Source organism: Campylobacter helveticus (assembly GCF_002080395.1).
GTDB classification, from domain to species: domain Bacteria; phylum Campylobacterota; class Campylobacteria; order Campylobacterales; family Campylobacteraceae; genus Campylobacter_D; species Campylobacter_D helveticus.
On record NZ_CP020478.1, the window covers coordinates 58,879 to 73,118 of the forward strand.

The window sequence follows — 14,240 nt, forward strand, 5'->3', positions numbered from 1 at the left end:
ATGTTGATGCCAAAAAGAACAAAATATCGCAAGATGATGAAGGGGCGTAATAGAGGCTATGCAAATAGAGGGACGGAATTTACTTTTGGCGAGTATGCTTTAAAAGCAACTGAAGCTGGACGCATCAATTCACGCCAAATAGAAGCCGCTCGTATTGCTTTAACGCGTTTTGTTAAGAGACAGGGTAAAACTTGGATTAGGGTTTTTCCCGATAAGCCTTTGACAAAAAAACCTTTAGAAACGCGTATGGGTAAAGGTAAAGGTGGCGTTGAAGAATGGGTTATGAATATCAAGCCTGGTCGTATTATCTATGAAATGGCGGGAGTTAGTGAAGATATGGCGAGACAAGCTTTAACTTTGGCTATGCACAAATTACCATTTAAGACGAAGTTTATTACAAGAGAGAGTCAAAATGAAATATACTGAGATTAAAGATAAGACAGCCGTAGAGCTTAATGCTATGTTGAAAGAAAAGAAGTTGCTTTTATTTACCTTAAAACAAAAGCTAAAAACAATGCAGCTGACTAATCCTAAGGAAATTAGTCAAGTTAAAAAAGACATTGCTAGAATAAATACAGCAATTAGCGCTTTAAGATAAGGATAGATTATGGCATTTAAAAGAGAAATTCAAGGCGTTGTTGTAAAAATTGCTGGGGAAAAAACAGCTAGTATTTTGGTGGAGAGAAAGGTTGTCCATCCAAGATATAGAAAAATTGTTAAACGCTTTAAAAAATATTTAATTCACGATGAAAGAAATGAAGCTAAAATTGGAGATGTGGTTGTGGCGGTAGAGTGCAGACCTATCTCAAAAAGAAAATCATTTCGCTTGAAATCTGTATTAATAGCAGGAGCTGAGTAATGATACAAAGTTTTACAAGACTTGCAGTAGCCGATAATAGCGGTGCAAAAGAGCTAATGTGTATTAAGGTTTTAGGTGGTAGCAAAAGGCGTTATGCTACCGTTGGTGATGTGATTGTTGCATCTGTTAAAAAAGCTTTACCAAATGGAAAAGTGAAAAAAGGTCAGGTGGTTAAAGCGGTTATTGTTAGAACAAAAAAGGAAATCCATAGAGATAATGGTTCTTTAATCCGTTTTGATGAAAACGCTGCTGTCATACTTGATGCTAAAAGAGAGCCTGTGGGAACGCGTATCTTTGGACCTGTTGGCAGAGAAGTGCGCTATGGTGGCTTTATGAAGATTGTATCACTAGCTCCGGAGGTTTTATAATGAAATTGAAAATCAAGAAAGGTGATAGCGTTAAGGTTATCACAGGAGATGATAAAGGTAAAACAGGAAAGGTTTTAGCGGTATATCCTAAGACTCTTAAGGTTGTAGTTGAGGGTTGTAAAGTCGTTAAAAAGGCTATTAAGCCGAGCGAGAAAAATCCAAATGGTGGTTTCGTAAATAAGGAAATGCCTATGGATATCTCTAATGTGGCAAAAATTTAGGAGAGACTATGAGATTGAAAGAAAAATATAGTCAAAATATTAAAGCAGCTTTAGTAAAGGAATTTGATATTAAAAATCCTATGCTTATCCCTGCTCTTGAAAAAGTTGTTATTAGCGTAGGTGCTGGAGAATTAGCCAAAGACCAAAAGGTATTGCAGAATGTGGCTGATACCATTTCTTTAATCGCAGGACAAAGAGCTGTGATTACTAAGGCAAAAAAATCTGTTGCGGGTTTTAAAGTTCGCGAAGGTTTTCCTGTCGGCGTAATGGTAACTTTAAGAAAGGATAATATGTTTGCTTTCTTAGATAAACTTATTTCTATCGCACTTCCAAGGGTGAAAGATTTTAGAGGACTTAGCAGAGATGGCTTTGATGGTAGAGGAAATTATAATTTTGGACTTAATGAGCAGCTAATGTTTCCAGAGGTGGAATACGATAAAATCTTACGCACTCACGGGATGAACATTTCTATTGTTACAACAGCACAAAATGATAAAGAGGCACAAAAGCTTTTAGAGCTTATCGGTGTGCCATTTGCAAAAGGAAAATAATATGGCTAAAAAATCAATGATAGCAAAAGCAGCGCGTAAGCCTAAATTTAAAGTTCGTGGTTATACAAGATGCCAAATTTGTGGACGCCCACATTCAGTTTATAGAGATTTTGGAATTTGCAGGGTTTGCCTTAGAAAGATGGGCAATGAGGGCTTGATTCCGGGTCTTAAAAAAGCAAGCTGGTAAGGAGAAGAGATGATAAATGATATAATTTCAGATTCTCTTACACGCATTAGAAATGCAGGTATGAGAAGACTTGAGACAACTAAACTTTTACATTCTAAAGTTGTGGAAGCTTTAGTGGGAATTTTCCAAGCTAAGGGCTATATAGAAAGTTTTAATGTCATAGAAGAAGACAAGAAAAAATTTATCAATGTTGTTTTGAAATATGATGAAAAGGGCAAAAGTGTGATTAATGAGCTTAAGAGGATTTCTAAGCCCGGACGCCGTGTTTATAAGGGTAAAGATGAAATTAAGCGTTTTAAAAATGGTTATGGTACTATCGTAGTTAGCACAAGTCGTGGCGTTTTAGCTAATGATGAAGCTTTTAAGGCGGGTGTTGGCGGCGAAATTTTATGTACCATTTGGTAGTCTGCTTTTTATGGCATTGGGTATCCATTCTTTATAAAAGTAGAAATATCCTAGACAAATAAAAAGGAAAAATATGTCTCGTATAGGTAAGCAGCCTGTCGCTATTCCAAATGGCGTAGAGGTGAAGTTAGAAGGAACTTTGTTAAAATTTAAAAAAGGAAATTTAACAAAGGATTTGGACACTAAGGCAAATGTAAATGTTGAGATTAAAGAAAATCAAATTCTTTTTTCTCCAAAAGGTGAAGATAGACAGAGCAGAGCGTATTGGGGAACTTATAGGGCTTTAGCAAGTAATATTGTTGTAGGTTTAACTGAAGGTTTTTCTAAGACTTTAGAAATTAATGGTGTGGGTTATAAAGCGGCTTTAAAGGGTAAGGTTTTAGAGCTAAGTCTTGGTTTTTCTCATCCTATTAACTACGAAATTCCAGCGGGAATTGAGATAAGTGTAGATAAAAATAATGTGATTATTAAGGGAAGCGATAAGCAAGTTGTAGGACAAGTTGCTGCGCAAATTCGTGAATTTAGACCACCTGAGCCATACAAAGGGAAGGGTGTGAAGTATTCTGATGAGCGTATTATCCGCAAAGCTGGTAAGACATCGAAGAAGTAAGGATAGTATATGAGAGCAAATGTATTAAAAAGAAAAATTAGTCTTAGAATTAAAAGAAAAAAAAGAATTAGAGCAAAAATTTCAGGTTGTGCTACTCTTCCTAGAATTTCGGTATTTAAGTCTAACAGAACGCTATATATCCAAGCTATCGATGATGTAAAAAATGTAACTTTAGCTGCGGCCGATGGACACAAGTTAGGCATTAAGGCAAATAAAGAAGGTGCAAAAAAAATCGGTGCAGAATTTGCAAAGACTCTTAAGGCACAAAAAATTGAAGAAGGTGTCTTTGATAGAAATGGCTATGTGTATCACGGAGTAATTGCAGCCTTGGCAGAATCTTTGAGAGAAAATGGCATTAGGCTATAAGGAGAGATGATGGAAAAGTACAATAGAGAAGAATTTGAAGAAGTAATTGTTGATATAGGTAGAGTTACAAAGGTTGTTAAGGGTGGTAGAAGATTTCGCTTTACAGCATTAGTTATAGTAGGTAATAGAAAAGGGCTTGTTGGTGTAGGATATGGTAAAGCTAAAGAGGTCCCTGATGCTATTCGTAAAGCTGTCGATGATGCTTTTAAAAATATGGTCGAGGTTAAAACAAAGGGTTCTACCATCGCTCACGATGTTGAGGTGAAATATAATGCTAGTCGCATTTTACTTAAGCCTGCTAGTGAGGGAACGGGTGTTATAGCCGGTGGTTTTACGCGTCCTATCGTGGAGCTTGCTGGGATTAAAGATATTTTAACTAAATCTTTAGGTTCAAATAATTCGGCAAATGTGGTTCGTGCGACTATTAAAGCCTTAACTATGTTAAAAGGATAAACGATGAATTTAACAAAAGCAGCAGGTTCAACAAGAAAGATTAAAAGAATAGGTCGTGGTCAAGGTAGTGGTATGGGTAAAACCTCTACAAAAGGTGGTAAAGGTCAAACCGCAAGAAAAGGTTATAACGAAAAAAGAGGCTTTGAGGGTGGGCAGCAGCCACTTCAAAGAAGATTGCCAAAAGTAGGTTTTACTTCTAAGGTTGAAAAACCTTATGTGATTAATGTCGAAAAAATTACGGCGATAAAAAATTTGAGTGAAATTACTTTTGAAAGCATTAAATCCGTGCATAAAATTTCAAAATCTGTTTGCAAAATTAAATTAATAGGTGCAAGTGCAAAAGATTTGAAATCTAAAGTTAAAGATGAAAATATTAGTGTCAGCGGAATAAAATAATGAATAGAGCATTGACGAATAAAATTTTAATTACATTAGCATTTTTATTTGCTTATAGGGTTCTGGCTTATGTGCCAGTTCCCGGCGTCAATGCTGATGTTATTGCGGAATTTTTTAATAATAATGAAAATAATGCTTTAGGCTTGTTTAATGTTTTTAGTGGCGGTGCAGCGGAGAGATTTTCTATTATTTCTTTGGGGATTATGCCTTACATTACTGCTTCAATTATTATGGAGCTTTTAGCAGCCACTTTTCCAAATATCGGCAAAATGAAAAAAGAACGCGATGGTATGCAAAAATATATGCAAATTATACGCTATGCGACTATATTTATCACTTTGGTGCAAAGTATAGGGGTGGCTATAGGTTTGCAAAGTTTGCACGGACGCGGAGGCTCTAGTGCAATTATGATAGAGGATTTAAACACTTTCATTGCATTGTGTGCGGTTTCAATGTTGGCTGGAACTATGCTTTTAATGTGGCTTGGAGAGCAAATTACTCAAAGAGGTGTTGGAAATGGAATTTCTCTTATCATTTTTGCAGGTATCGTTTCCACTATTCCTTCGGCTATTTCAAACACTGTGGGGCAAATTAACTCTGGTGAGATGAATTTTCTAACAGCTTGTGCGATTTTACTGCTTATTTTACTTACCATAGGTGTAATTATTTATGTGGAACTTGGGGAGCGTAGAATTCCTATTTCTTACTCTCGTAAAGTTGTGATGCAAAATCAAAATAAACGCATTATGAATTACATCCCTATCAAGGTGAATTTAAGTGGTGTGATACCGCCTATTTTTGCAAGTGCGATTTTAATGTTTCCAGCGACCATTTTGCAGACTAGCACCAATCCTTACATTTTAGCGATTAATGATTTTATTAATCCAAATTCTTATGCGTTTCACATTTTAACCTTTTTGTTTGTAGTGTTTTTTGCTTATTTTTATGCGAGTATAGTGTTTAACGCCAAAGATATTTCAGAGAATCTTAAAAAACAGGGTGGTTTTATACCGGGAATTCGTCCGGGTGAGGGAACGGCTTTATATCTTAACGAAGTTGCTTCAAGACTCACGCTTTCAGGCTCAATCTATCTTGCTTTAGTGGCAACCTTACCTTGGGTTTTGGTAAAATTTATGGGTGTGCCGTTTAATTTTGGTGGCACTTCCGTTTTGATTGTCGTTCAAGTCGCTTTGGATACGATGAGAAAAATCGAGGCTCAAATTTATATGAGCAAATACCAAACTCTAAGTGCAGTAGGTCTTTAAGCCCTCTCAAAGGGCTTCTCCCATAAATTTTTGAAAAGGTTTTGTATGAAAAAGCTTGTATTTATGGGAACTCCAGCTTATGCAACTCTTATTTTACAAGAACTCTTAAAGCATTTTGAAGTTTTAGCACTTTTTACTCAGCCAGATAAGACTGTGGGAAGAAAACAAATTTTAAGCCCAAGTCATACTAAGGCTTTTTTACAGCAAAATGTTCCAAAAATTCCCATTTTTACGCCCAAGAGCTTAAAAGATGAGGAAGCGTTTGAAAATTTGAAGGGCTTAAAACCCGACTTTATAGTTGTGGCAGCTTATGGGAAAATTTTGCCACAAAGCATTTTGGATTTAGCGCCTTGCATTAATCTTCACGCTTCGATTTTGCCCAAATATCGCGGCGCTAGCCCTATTCAAAGTGCGATTTTAAACGGCGATGAGACAAGCGGGGTTTGTTCTATGCTTATGGATGCTGGACTTGACACGGGTGCGATTTTACAAAGTGTGGAGTGTGATATAAAGGGTAAAAAAGCTAGTGAAGTTTTTGAGCTTTTTGGAGCTTTGGCGGCTTCCTTAGCGGTAGAAACTTTGCAAAATTTTTCTAAAATTATTCCGCAAAAACAAGATGAAAGCGGGGTAAGTATTTGCAAAAAAATTAAAAAAGAAGATGGCATGGTGGATTTGACAGATGCAAAAAAGCTTTATCAAAAATTTTTAGCTTTTCATCCTTGGCCTGGAATTTTTTTAGAAAATGGCTTGAAATTTTTAGATATAGAGCTTTATGATGAAAAAGAAAATGATAAAAAAGGTGTTATTTTATCTTTAGAAAAAGAAAGTTTTTTGTTGAGTTGTAAAAAAGGCACTTTGAGGATTAAAATTTTGCAAGAAAGTGGAAAAAAGCCACTTGATGGACGCACTTTTTTGAATGGGAAAAGGTTGAAGAGTGCAGATTGTTTATGTTGAAAAACTTGATTCAACTCAACTTTTTTTGTGTGAGCAAATAAGAACTGGTAAAATTACGAAAAATACGACGATTTGCGCTTTAGAGCAAACTTGTGGTATAGGGAGTAGGGATAATGCTTGGACAAGTTCTAAGGGGAATTTACATTTTTCTTTTTGCATAAAGGAAAAAGATTTGCCTAGCGATTTACCTTTGGCTTCTGTTAGTATTTATTTTGCTTACCTTATGAAAGAGTTTTTGGCACAAAGAGGCTCAAGTATCTGGCTTAAGTGGTCAAATGATTTGTATTTAGAGGATAAAAAAGTCGGTGGAGTGATGAGTACTAAGATAGGCGAATTTATAGTGTGCGGTATAGGACTTAATCTTAAATTTGCTCCACAAAATGCCGCTTTATGCGATGTAAAAATAGATATTGAAGAATTGATTGAGGGTTTTTTGAAAGTTTTGGAAAAAAATTTTTTATGGAAGCGTATTTTTAGTAAGTATGTGTTAGAATTTGAGAAATCAAAAAAATTTAGTGTCCATTATGAAGGTAAGCTTTACGCATTAAAAGATGCCTTTTTATACGAAGATGGATCGATATTATTAGCAAATAAAAGGGTATATAGTTTAAGATGAGCGAAGTTATCACAATAGCAAATCAAAAGGGCGGTGTAGGCAAAACTACCACAGCAGTGAATTTAGCAGCTTCTTTGGCGGTAGCGGAAAAGAAAGTGCTTTTAATCGATGTAGATCCCCAAGCGAACGCGACGACAGGACTTGGTTTTAATAGAAATAATTATGAATATAACATTTATCATGTTTTTATAGGCAGAAAAAAGCTTAGTGATATTATTTTAAAAACAGAACTTCCACAGCTTCATTTAGCCCCCTCAAATATAGGGCTTGTTGGCATAGAGCAAGAGATGGCAAAAGATGAGGGTAATGAAAAGAAAATGATACTTAAGAGGCAGCTTGAGGAGGTGGTGGATAAGTATGATTTTATTATTATAGATTCTCCTCCAGCACTTGGTAACATTACCATCAACGCTTTTGCTGCAAGTGATAGCGTTATCATACCTATACAATGTGAATTTTACGCACTTGAAGGTGTGGCTATGGTATTAAATACCATTAAAATTATCAAAAAGACTATCAATTCAAAGCTTAAGGTTCGAGGCTTTTTGCCAACTATGTATAGTTCGCAAAATAATCTTTCTAAAGATGTTGTGGAGGATTTGAAGCAAAATTTTAAAAAGCAACTTTTTATGGCAAAGAGTAGCGAGGAAGAGTTTATTGTAATTCCTCGAAATGTTAAACTTGCTGAAAGTCCAAGTTTTGGTAAGCCTATTATACTTTACGATATTAAATCGCCGGGTTCCTTAGCATATCAAAATTTGGCTTATTGTATTTTAGGATAAATTGATGGGTTTAAATAAAGATAAAGGTTTAAGTAGGCTCATTGGTGATATGGACGAGGTTTATAGCAGGGAATTAGGGCTTGATAAAAATCAAGTCAATGAAATTCCTTTAACCAAGATAGACCTTAACCCTTACCAACCCAGAAAGCATTTTGATGAGGAAGCCTTAAAAGAACTTGCAAATTCTATCGAAGAATATGGACTTATACAGCCTATTATCGTGCTTAAAAAAGGCGAACGCTATGTTTTAGTAGCGGGCGAGAGAAGACTTAGGGCAAGTAAAATTTTAGGACTTAAGACTATTTTGGCTTTTGTTGCTGACGCTGAAGAAAAAAGGCTTAGAGAACTTGCTTTAATAGAAAATATCCAAAGGGAAAATTTAAATCCTATCGAGTTGGCACATTCTTATAAAAGTCTTATTGATGAGCATCAAATCACGCAGGAAAATTTAGCCTCTATCATACATAAAAGTCGCACACAGATTACAAACACTTTAAGACTTTTAAATTTAGATGAAACGACGCAAAAATTGATTGCTGAGGGTAAAATTTCACAAGGACACGCTAAGATTTTGGTTGGGCTTAAGAAAGAAGACGAGAAAACTATGGTTGATAGTATCATAGGGCAAAAACTGAGCGTTAGAGATACGGAAAAGATTGTTCAAAATTTAAAAAATAAAAAAGCAAAAAACGAAAATTTTTCTTTTGAATTTGATAGGGAAGTGCAGGAAATTAAAAGAATTTTAAATGGATATGGTTTAAAGTGTGAGAGTAAAAGAGAAAAACTAACAATATATTTAACAAACAAAGATAAAATTAAAAAATTATTTGAAATTCTGGCTTAAAATTTGAAAAAATTTAGTTTGTTTTTGGATACAATTTTAAGATTTTTGTAATTAAAGGAAGATGATGTTTTCGGATATGCATATTTCGGTAATGTTAGCTACTATGGCGATATTTTTAGCTATGGTTGTGATTTTAAATACTATGCTATATAAGCCTTTGTTAAAATTTATTGATGAGAGAAATAGTTCTATTAAAAATGATGAAAATAAGGTTAAGGAAAATTCTCAAGAAATGCTAGGGGCGAATGATGAAGTGGAAAAAATTCATCAAAGCACAAAAGATGAGATTTATAAGATTAAACAAAGTGCGATAAATCAAGCCAAAGAAGAAGCACAGCTTGCTGTCCAAGTAAAGAAAGAAGAACTTGAGCGTAAAATGATGGGTTTTTATACTGAGCTTACTATGCAGAAAGAAGAATTAAGACAAATTTTATCAAAAAACTTACCAGAGTATAAACAAATTTTAGAAAATAATATTAAGAAGATTTAAGGAGAGTGATGAAAAGGCTAATTTGTTTTATTTGTTTGTTGCCATTAAGTGTAGTCGCTGCACCAAGTGGGGGTGGAGATTATGATATTGTGCCTAGGGCTGTGAATTTTGTCATTTTTGTGGCGATACTTTATTATTTATTAGCTAATCCCGTAAAGCATTTTTATAAGAGTCGCATTTTAAAAATTTCATCTAGATTGGATGAAATTCAAAAAAAATTACTTGAAAGCAAATCTAAAAAACTTGATATGATGAAGAAACTAGAAGAGGCAAAAGCCAATGCCGCCGAAGCTTTGGTAACAGCTAAGAAAGAAGCTGAAATCTTAGCAAATAAGATTAAGGAAGAGACACGAGAGGAATTGGCTCTTTTAGATAGGCATTTTGAGGAACAAAAAGAATTTGAGTTGAGAAAAATGGAAAAAGAAGTTGTTTCTCAAATTTTAGCGGAACTTTTTGGTAGTAAAGGCTCAAGTCTTGAACAAAAAGAAATCGTTAGTATTATGATGAAAAAGGCTTCTTGATGGATATGGTAGCAAAAAAGTATGCTAAAGCGATTGCTTTAAGAGCGGATGCTGGGGAATTTTATGAAAATTTACGCCTTTTAATTTCGGCTTTTACTTTATCTAAATTTAGAATTATAGTCGAATCTGCAGAGGTTAAAAAAGAAAGAAAGTTGGAATTAATCCAATCTTTTTTTGAAAAACTTAGCCCAAGCTTTAATAATTTTCTTAGAATTTTAGTGGAAAATTCAAGGCTTTCTTTCGTGCCACAAATAGTCGAAGAGCTTGAAAGACAAAATGCTTTCAAGGAAAATATATTTTTGGGCGTAGTTTATGTAAGCGAAAAATTAGACGATGAAAGCTTAAGGGAGCTTGAGGCTAGGCTTAGTGCGAAGTTTAATGTTAAAGTTAAATTGCGTATGCAAATCGCACAAATTGATGGAGTGAAAATTGCGTTGGAGGAGCTAGGATACGAGCTTTCTTTTTCTATGAAAACTTTGCAAAATAAATTAAGCGAGTTTATACTCAAAACTATTTAAGGAGAATATGAATGAAATTTAAAGCTGATGAAATCAGTTCTATCATTAAAGAAAGAATAGAGAATTTTGATTTAAATTTAGAAATTGAAGAAACGGGTAAGATTATATCCATTGCCGATGGTGTAGCTAAGGTTTATGGTCTTAAGAACATTATGGCTGGAGAAATGGTTGAATTTGAAAATGGCGAAAAGGGTATGGCGCTCAATCTTGAAGAAAGTAGCGTTGGTATAGTTGTTTTGGGAAAAGGCGATGGGCTTAAGGAAGGTGATTCTGTTAAAAGACTTAAAAAACTTCTTAAAGTTCCTGTTGGCGAAGCTTTGGTCGGTCGCGTGGTAAATGCATTAGGTGAGCCAATCGATGCAAAAGGACCTATTAATACAAGTGAATTTCGTTTTGTTGAAGAAAAAGCCAAGGGCATTATGGCGAGAAAAAGTGTGCATGAACCCTTACATACTGGTATTAAGGCGATTGACGCACTTGTTCCTATCGGTAGGGGACAGAGGGAACTTATTATAGGTGATAGACAAACGGGTAAAACAACTGTTGCTATCGATACAATCATCTCTCAAAGAGGGCAGGGGGTAATTTGTATTTATGTTGCCATAGGACAGAAGCAAAGCACGGTTGCTCAAGTGGTAAAAAGACTTGAAGAGCACGGTGCTATGGAATATACCATAGTCGTAAATGCTGGCGCTTCAGATTCTGCTGCTTTGCAGTATTTAGCACCTTATTCTGGTGTAACTATGGGAGAGTATTTTAGAGATAGCTCAAGACACGCTTTGATTGTTTATGATGATTTAAGTAAGCATGCGGTGGCATATCGCGAGATGTCTTTGATTTTACGCCGTCCTCCCGGTCGTGAGGCTTATCCTGGTGATGTTTTTTATCTTCATTCAAGGCTTTTAGAAAGAGCTTCTAAATTGAATGATGAGCTTGGTGCTGGAAGTTTAACGGCTTTGCCTATCATAGAAACTCAAGCGGGTGATGTTTCGGCATATATTCCAACCAATGTTATTTCCATTACGGATGGACAAATTTTCTTAGAAACAGATTTGTTTAATTCAGGGATTCGTCCAGCGATTAATGTGGGATTATCTGTTTCTCGTGTGGGTGGAGCAGCACAGATTAAAGCTACCAAGCAAGTTTCTGGGACTTTAAGGCTTGATTTGGCGCAGTATAGGGAGCTTCAAGCTTTCGCTCAGTTTGCAAGTGATTTAGATGAAGCAAGTCGTAAGCAATTAGAACGCGGACAAAGAATGGTCGAGCTTTTAAAGCAACCGCCTTATTCGCCTTTATCTGTGGAAAAGCAAGTTGTGCTTATATTTGCAGGAACAAGAGGATTTTTAGATGATGTGGCGGTAAGCAAAATTAGAGAATTTGAAGATGGTATTTATCCTTTTGTTGAGGCGAAATATCCAGATCTTTTCGAGCAGATTTGCACCAAGAAGGCTTTAGATAAAGATTTAGAGGATAAATTAGCTAAGGCTATTGAAGAATTTAAAGCAAATCACTTGTAAGGTTCTTTTATGTCTAATCTTAAAGAAATTAAAAGAAAGATAAAAAGCGTTCATAATACGCAGAAAACAACTAATGCGATGAAGCTTGTTTCTACTGCGAAACTTAAAAAAGCAGAAGAGGCGGCTAAAAGATCTAAGATTTATGCGCAAAAAATTGATGAAATGCTTAATGAAATTTCTTTCCAAATTCACAAAGCAAATCAGGATGAAAAGGATATTCAGTTAAGCTGTTTTCAAAAAAGAGAAAAATTTAAAAATGTAGATATTATCTTTATTACTGCAGATAAAGGGCTTTGTGGTGGCTTTAATATTAAGACAATTAAAGCTGTAGATGAGCTTTTGGAAAATTATGAAAAGCAAAATATTGCCGTGAGATTAAGAGCTATAGGAAAAACTGGGATAGAGTATTTTAATTTTCAAAAAAGAACGCTCTTAGAAAAGCATTTTCATCTTAGTTCAAGCCCTGACTATGAGAAGGCTTGTGAAGTGATAAGTGCTGCTGTTGAGGATTATTTAAGCGGTGCAACGGATGCAATTATTTTAGTTCATAATGGCTATAAAAATATGATTACACAAGAGCTTAAAATTAGCCATCTTATCCCGGTAGAGCCTAAAGCTATAGATGAAAAATCTGCAACTTCGCTTTTGGAATTTGAACCAGAAGAAAGAGAGCTTTTGGAAGAGTTGATGAAAACATATTTTGAATACAATATGTATTATGCTTTAATTGATTCTTTGGCAGCAGAGCATAGCGCTAGAATGCAGGCTATGGATAATGCTACAAATAATGCTAAGGCAAGGGTAAGGCAGCTAAATTTGGCTTATAACAAAGCAAGACAAGAATCTATCACCACCGAATTGATTGAAATTATCAGTGGTGTTGAATCAATGAAATAAGTAAATTTTAAGGAGAGGTAATGCAAGGATTTATTTCGCAGGTTTTGGGACCTGTTGTAGATGTGGATTTTGATGATTATCTACCGCAAATTAATGAGGCAATAAGGGTAGATTTTAATAACGATGGAAAAGAGCAGAAATTAGTTTTAGAGGTTGCTGCTCATTTGGGCGATAATAGAGTAAGAACCATAGCTATGGATATGACAGATGGTCTAGTAAGAGGGCTTAAGGTAGAAGCTTTAGGGAAGCCTATCTCTGTGCCTGTAGGTGAGAAAGTTCTAGGTAGAATTTTTAATGTCGTTGGAGATTTAATTGATGAGGGTGAAGAAGTAAGCTTTGATAAGCATTGGAGCATACATAGGGACCCTCCAGCTTTTGAAGAGCAAAGCACAAAGAGTGAAATTTTTGAAACGGGAATCAAGGTTGTTGATTTATTAGCGCCTTATGCCAAAGGTGGTAAAGTAGGACTTTTTGGTGGTGCTGGAGTTGGAAAGACCGTAATTATTATGGAGTTAATCCACAATGTTGCTTTTAAACATAGCGGTTATTCTGTATTTGCTGGTGTGGGCGAAAGAACTCGTGAGGGGAATGACCTTTATAACGAAATGAAAGAAAGTAATGTTTTAGATAAAGTTGCCTTGTGTTATGGACAGATGAATGAACCACCGGGTGCAAGAAACCGCATCGCTCTTACAGGTCTTACTATGGCTGAGTATTTTAGAGATGAAATGGGGCTTGATGTATTGATGTTTATTGATAATATTTTTAGATTTTCTCAATCAGGCTCTGAGATGTCCGCACTTTTGGGAAGAATTCCATCTGCTGTTGGCTATCAACCAACTTTGGCAAGTGAAATGGGTAAATTCCAAGAAAGAATCACTTCAACCAAAAAAGGCTCTATCACTTCAGTGCAAGCGGTTTATGTGCCAGCAGATGACTTGACTGACCCTGCCCCTGCGACTGTTTTTGCACACCTTGACGCAACTACCGTTTTAAATAGAGCCATAGCAGAAAAGGGAATTTATCCAGCGGTTGACCCACTTGATTCTACTTCGCGTATGCTTGACCCTCAAATTATAGGTGAAGAGCATTACAAAGTTGCTCGCGGTGTGCAGTCTGTTCTTCAAAAATACAAAGATTTGCAAGATATTATTGCGATTTTAGGTATGGACGAATTAAGCGAAGAGGACAAACTCGTTGTGGAAAGAGCTAGAAAGATAGAGAAATTTTTATCTCAACCTTTCTTTGTGGCAGAAGTTTTTACTGGAAGTCCTGGCAAGTATATTAGCCTTGAAGAAACCATAGCGGGTTTTAAAGGAATTTTGGAGGGTAAATATGATGATTTACCTGAAAATGCTTTTTATATGGTAGGAAATATTGACGAGGCTATTGCGAAAGCGGATAAACTTAAGGCTTAGAG

General features: G+C 35.5%; 23 protein-coding genes. All 23 read left to right on the forward strand.

The annotated features are described in order from the left end of the window. The gene (gene rplP / locus CHELV3228_RS00250) at nt 1–426 is read left to right on the forward strand and encodes a 50S ribosomal protein L16 (protein WP_082198999.1); all 426 of its coding nucleotides are present in this window, start codon (nt 1–3) and stop codon (nt 424–426) included. Beyond that, a complete protein-coding gene (rpmC, locus tag CHELV3228_RS00255) occupies nt 413–598 on the forward strand; it encodes a 50S ribosomal protein L29 (RefSeq protein WP_004275681.1) in 186 nt (61 codons plus the stop codon). The genes rplP and rpmC overlap by 14 nt, the downstream gene beginning before the upstream one ends. Nucleotides 599–607: 9 nt before the next feature. After that, the gene (gene rpsQ / locus CHELV3228_RS00260) at nt 608–859 is read left to right on the forward strand and encodes a 30S ribosomal protein S17 (RefSeq protein WP_082199000.1); all 252 of its coding nucleotides are present in this window, start codon (nt 608–610) and stop codon (nt 857–859) included. Then, nucleotides 859–1,227, forward strand: coding sequence for a 50S ribosomal protein L14 (gene rplN, locus CHELV3228_RS00265; protein ID WP_004275679.1), 369 nt, complete (start codon nt 859–861; stop codon nt 1,225–1,227). The genes rpsQ and rplN overlap by 1 nt, the downstream gene beginning before the upstream one ends. Continuing rightward, on the forward strand, nt 1,227–1,448 hold the full coding sequence (gene rplX / locus CHELV3228_RS00270) for a 50S ribosomal protein L24 (protein ID WP_082199001.1): 222 nt from the start codon (nt 1,227–1,229) through the stop codon (nt 1,446–1,448). The genes rplN and rplX overlap by 1 nt, the downstream gene beginning before the upstream one ends. A gap of 8 nt (nt 1,449–1,456) precedes the next feature. Then, a complete protein-coding gene (gene rplE, locus CHELV3228_RS00275) occupies nt 1,457–1,999 on the forward strand; it encodes a 50S ribosomal protein L5 (protein WP_082199002.1) in 543 nt (180 codons plus the stop codon). A gap of 1 nt (nt 2,000) precedes the next feature. After that, complete coding sequence (locus CHELV3228_RS00280) at nt 2,001–2,186, forward strand: type Z 30S ribosomal protein S14 (protein ID WP_002779433.1); 186 nt, start codon at nt 2,001–2,003, stop codon at nt 2,184–2,186. A gap of 9 nt (nt 2,187–2,195) precedes the next feature. After that, a complete protein-coding gene (rpsH, locus tag CHELV3228_RS00285) occupies nt 2,196–2,591 on the forward strand; it encodes a 30S ribosomal protein S8 (RefSeq protein ID WP_082199003.1) in 396 nt (131 codons plus the stop codon). A 73-nt stretch (nt 2,592–2,664) separates the two neighbouring features. Beyond that, complete coding sequence (gene rplF, locus CHELV3228_RS00290) at nt 2,665–3,201, forward strand: 50S ribosomal protein L6 (protein WP_082199004.1); 537 nt, start codon at nt 2,665–2,667, stop codon at nt 3,199–3,201. A 9-nt stretch (nt 3,202–3,210) separates the two neighbouring features. Further along, complete coding sequence (gene rplR / locus CHELV3228_RS00295) at nt 3,211–3,567, forward strand: 50S ribosomal protein L18 (protein ID WP_082199005.1); 357 nt, start codon at nt 3,211–3,213, stop codon at nt 3,565–3,567. Nucleotides 3,568–3,576: 9 nt separating this feature from the next. Further along, nucleotides 3,577–4,020: a 30S ribosomal protein S5 gene (gene rpsE / locus CHELV3228_RS00300; protein WP_082199006.1), complete on the forward strand. Its 444-nt coding sequence runs from the start codon at nt 3,577–3,579 to the stop codon at nt 4,018–4,020. 3 nt (nt 4,021–4,023) lie between these two features. Continuing rightward, the gene (gene rplO / locus CHELV3228_RS00305; protein WP_082199007.1) at nt 4,024–4,416 is read left to right on the forward strand and encodes a 50S ribosomal protein L15; all 393 of its coding nucleotides are present in this window, start codon (nt 4,024–4,026) and stop codon (nt 4,414–4,416) included. Next, complete coding sequence (secY, locus tag CHELV3228_RS00310; protein ID WP_082199008.1) at nt 4,416–5,681, forward strand: preprotein translocase subunit SecY; 1,266 nt, start codon at nt 4,416–4,418, stop codon at nt 5,679–5,681. Before rplO ends, secY begins: the two co-directional genes overlap by 1 nt. A 45-nt stretch (nt 5,682–5,726) precedes the next feature. Beyond that, nucleotides 5,727–6,635, forward strand: a complete 909-nt coding sequence (gene fmt, locus CHELV3228_RS00315; RefSeq protein ID WP_082199009.1) for a methionyl-tRNA formyltransferase — start codon at nt 5,727–5,729, stop codon at nt 6,633–6,635. Further along, on the forward strand, nt 6,616–7,251 hold the full coding sequence (locus CHELV3228_RS00320) for a biotin--[acetyl-CoA-carboxylase] ligase (protein WP_082199010.1): 636 nt from the start codon (nt 6,616–6,618) through the stop codon (nt 7,249–7,251). The genes fmt and CHELV3228_RS00320 overlap by 20 nt, the downstream gene beginning before the upstream one ends. Further along, a complete protein-coding gene (locus tag CHELV3228_RS00325; RefSeq protein ID WP_082199011.1) occupies nt 7,248–8,033 on the forward strand; it encodes a ParA family protein in 786 nt (261 codons plus the stop codon). Before CHELV3228_RS00320 ends, CHELV3228_RS00325 begins: the two co-directional genes overlap by 4 nt. A gap of 4 nt (nt 8,034–8,037) precedes the next feature. Continuing rightward, nucleotides 8,038–8,877: a ParB/RepB/Spo0J family partition protein gene (locus CHELV3228_RS00330; RefSeq protein WP_082199012.1), complete on the forward strand. Its 840-nt coding sequence runs from the start codon at nt 8,038–8,040 to the stop codon at nt 8,875–8,877. A 64-nt stretch (nt 8,878–8,941) separates the two neighbouring features. Further along, nucleotides 8,942–9,367, forward strand: coding sequence for a FoF1 ATP synthase subunit B' (locus tag CHELV3228_RS00335; RefSeq protein ID WP_082199013.1), 426 nt, complete (start codon nt 8,942–8,944; stop codon nt 9,365–9,367). An 8-nt stretch (nt 9,368–9,375) separates the two neighbouring features. Beyond that, a complete protein-coding gene (locus tag CHELV3228_RS00340) occupies nt 9,376–9,888 on the forward strand; it encodes a F0F1 ATP synthase subunit B (protein ID WP_082199014.1) in 513 nt (170 codons plus the stop codon). After that, nucleotides 9,885–10,406 (forward strand): F0F1 ATP synthase subunit delta, encoded by a 522-nt coding sequence (locus CHELV3228_RS00345; protein WP_234980999.1) that lies wholly within the window; start codon nt 9,885–9,887, stop codon nt 10,404–10,406. Before CHELV3228_RS00340 ends, CHELV3228_RS00345 begins: the two co-directional genes overlap by 4 nt. A gap of 11 nt (nt 10,407–10,417) precedes the next feature. Beyond that, the gene (gene atpA, locus CHELV3228_RS00350) at nt 10,418–11,923 is read left to right on the forward strand and encodes a F0F1 ATP synthase subunit alpha (protein WP_082199016.1); all 1,506 of its coding nucleotides are present in this window, start codon (nt 10,418–10,420) and stop codon (nt 11,921–11,923) included. A gap of 9 nt (nt 11,924–11,932) precedes the next feature. Then, the gene (atpG, locus tag CHELV3228_RS00355; RefSeq protein WP_082199017.1) at nt 11,933–12,820 is read left to right on the forward strand and encodes an ATP synthase F1 subunit gamma; all 888 of its coding nucleotides are present in this window, start codon (nt 11,933–11,935) and stop codon (nt 12,818–12,820) included. A gap of 20 nt (nt 12,821–12,840) precedes the next feature. Then, a complete protein-coding gene (gene atpD, locus CHELV3228_RS00360; RefSeq protein WP_082199018.1) occupies nt 12,841–14,238 on the forward strand; it encodes a F0F1 ATP synthase subunit beta in 1,398 nt (465 codons plus the stop codon). The last annotated feature ends 2 nt before the right edge of the window (nt 14,239–14,240 follow it).